This is a genomic window from Kitasatospora sp. NPDC058115, from assembly GCF_042884635.1.
In the GTDB taxonomy this organism is placed as follows: domain Bacteria; phylum Actinomycetota; class Actinomycetes; order Streptomycetales; family Streptomycetaceae; genus Kitasatospora.
Window position 1 is genome coordinate 1 of sequence record NZ_JBHVTL010000071.1, and the last position, 2740, is coordinate 2740.

Here is a 2740-nt window from a genome sequence, read left to right on the forward strand (position 1 = left end):
TGACGGGTGGGGTGTTCGTGGCGCCGGTGGGGCCGGTGCAGGAGACGATCGCGCGGGTCTGGGCGCAGGTGTTGGGGGTGGACCGGGTCGGGGCGCAGGACAACTTCTTCGAACTCGGCGGCCACTCCCTTCTGGCGACCAGGGTGATCTCCCGGCTGCGGAAGGAGTTCGGCTCCGGCCTCGGGGTGCACAGCCTGTTCACCGCCCCGACCGTGGCCGGACTGGCGGACGCGGTGCGGGCCGGCGGCGTCGTCGCGGCGGGCATGCCCGCCATCCGGCCGGTGCCGAGGCGGGGGGCGCTCCCGCCGTCCTTCGCGCAGGAACGGCTCTGGTTCCTGGACCAGCTCGCCCCGGACAGCACCGAGTACCTGCTCATGCGGGCCCTGCGGCTCACCGGGGAACTGGACCCGGATGCGCTGGAGCGGGCACTTTCGGAGCTCGTCGCCCGGCACGAGGTGCTGCGCACCGGGTTCGAGGCCGTGGCCGGTGCGCCGGTGCAGGTGATCGAGGAGCGGGTCGGGCCGGTGCTGGCGGTGACCGATCTGAGCGGGCTGCCGGCCGAGCGGGCGGAGGCGGAGCTGGCGGCGGCGGTGCGGGCCGAAGGGACCCGGCCGTTCGACCTGAGTGCGGCCCCGCTGCTGCGCGGCCGGCTGCTGCGGCTGCCCGGCGGCGACCACGTCCTGGTCCTGGTGGTGCACCACATCGCCGCCGACGGATGGTCGATGGGGGTGCTCACCCGCGAGCTCGCCGCGCTGTACGCGGCCCTGCGCGAGGGCCGGCCCTCGCCGCTCGCACCGCTGCCGGTCCAGTACGCCGACTTCGCGGTCGGGCAGCGGGAGTGGCTCCGGGGCGAGATCCTCGACCGCCAGCTGGACTACTGGCGCGAGCGGTTGAGCGGCCTGACGCCGTTGGAGCTGCCCGCCGACCACCCGCGGCCGGCGGTGCGCTCCGGCCGGGGCGCCGAGTACGAGTTCACCGTCCCCCCGCAGGTGGCCTCGGCGCTGGGCGCGCTGTCCCGGCGGGAGGGCGCGACCATGTTCATGACCCTGCTGGCCGCCTTCCAGGTGCTGCTCTCCCGCCAGTGCGGGCAGCAGGACATCGCGGTGGGCACCCCGATCGCCAACCGCAACCACGCCGACACCGAGGGGCTCGTCGGGTTCTTCGTGAACACCCTGGTGATGCGGGCGGACCTGACCGGGAACCCGTCGTTCACCCGGCTGCTGGCGCAGGTCCGGGAACGGGCGCTGGCCGCCTACGACCACCAGGACCTGCCGTTCGAGCGCCTGGTGGAGGAACTGCGCCCGGAGCGCGACCTGAGCCGCCACCCGCTGTTCCAGGTGATGTTCCTCTTCCAGAACACCCCGGTGGTGCCCTTCGAGCTCGCGGGCACGACGGCGGCCCCGATGGACTTCGCGGCCTCGGTGGCCAAGTTCGACCTGACCCTCTCGGTGCGGGAACGGGACGGACGGCTGGACTGCCTGTTCGAGTACAGCACGGACCTGTTCGAGCCCGGCACCGTCGCGCGGCTGGCGGGGAACCTCAATGAGCTGCTGGCCGGGATCGCGGCCGACCCGGACCGCCGGCTCTCCGGGCTGCCCGTCCTCACCGGTGCCGAGCGGCTGCTGCTGGAGCAGTGGAACGACACCGCCGCACCCGCGCCGAGCGACCGCTGCGTGCACGAGCTCTTCGAGGAGCAGGCCGCCCGCACACCCGACGCCGCCGCGGTGGTCGTCGGGGACGAGGTGCTGACCTACGGCGAGCTCAACCGGCGGGCCAACCGGCTCGCCCACCACCTCAGGACCCTCGGCGCAGCGCCCGAGACACCGGTCGGGCTCTGCGTCGAGCGGTCGGCGGAGCTGGTCGTCGGCCTGCTCGGCATCCTCAAGTCCGGCGCCGCCTACGTGCCGCTGGACCCCGCCCACCCGACCCGGCGCCTGCGGGACGTCCTCGCCGACACCGGGGCGCCGCTGCTCGTCACCCAGCGGCACCTGCGCGAGCGGCTCGCCGTCGACGTCCCCGCCCTCTGCCTGGACGACGACGGGGACCGGCGGGCCGTCGCCGCCCGCTCCGACGACGACCCGGCGCCGTGGGCCGGACCGGCCAACCTCGCCTACGTGGTGTACACCTCGGGATCCACCGGCCTCCCGAAGGGCGTCGCCGTCCAGCACGGAGGCGTCTCGGCGTACCTCCGGTTCATCACCTCCGAGTACCGCGTCACCCCCGGGACCAGGGTGCTGCAGCTGGCGTCGATCGCCTTCGACGCCTCGGTGCGGGATCTGCTCGGGCCGCTGACCTGCGGTGCCACGGCGGTGCTCCTCGACCGGACGGGGCCGTTCGACCCGGCCGCGATCGCCGCCTGCATCGCCCGGCACCGGGTGGAGGTGCTGCTCAGCGTGGTCCCCTCGCAGCTGCGGGAGATCATGGCCGTCCCCGATGCGGAGCACTACCTGGCGTCGGTGCGGCTGACGGTGGCCGCCGGAGAGAGCCTGCGCCTCGCCGCCCGGCGGGGCGCGCCCGCGCTGCCCGGCCGGCTGGTGAACCAGTACGGCCCCACCGAGTGCACGATGACCTCCACCTTCCGGTACGCCGGGGAGGACTGGGCGGAGCGGGCCGAGGACGTCGTGGGCCGGCCGGTCGCGAACAAGCGGGTGTTTGTGTTGGACGGGTTCTTGAATCCGGTGCCGGTGGGGGTGGTGGGTGAGGTGTATGTGGCGGGTGTGGGGTTGGCGCGGGGGTATTG

Annotated in this window: 1 protein-coding gene; it reads left to right on the forward strand. The window is 74.2% G+C overall.

Translation table 11 applies throughout. The features are described 5' to 3' along the window. Positions 1 to 35: 35 nt before the first annotated feature. Positions 36 to 2740: condensation domain-containing protein (locus ACFVVL_RS35365; protein WP_387682682.1), on the forward strand; the 2705-nt coding region annotated here is incomplete at its 3' end.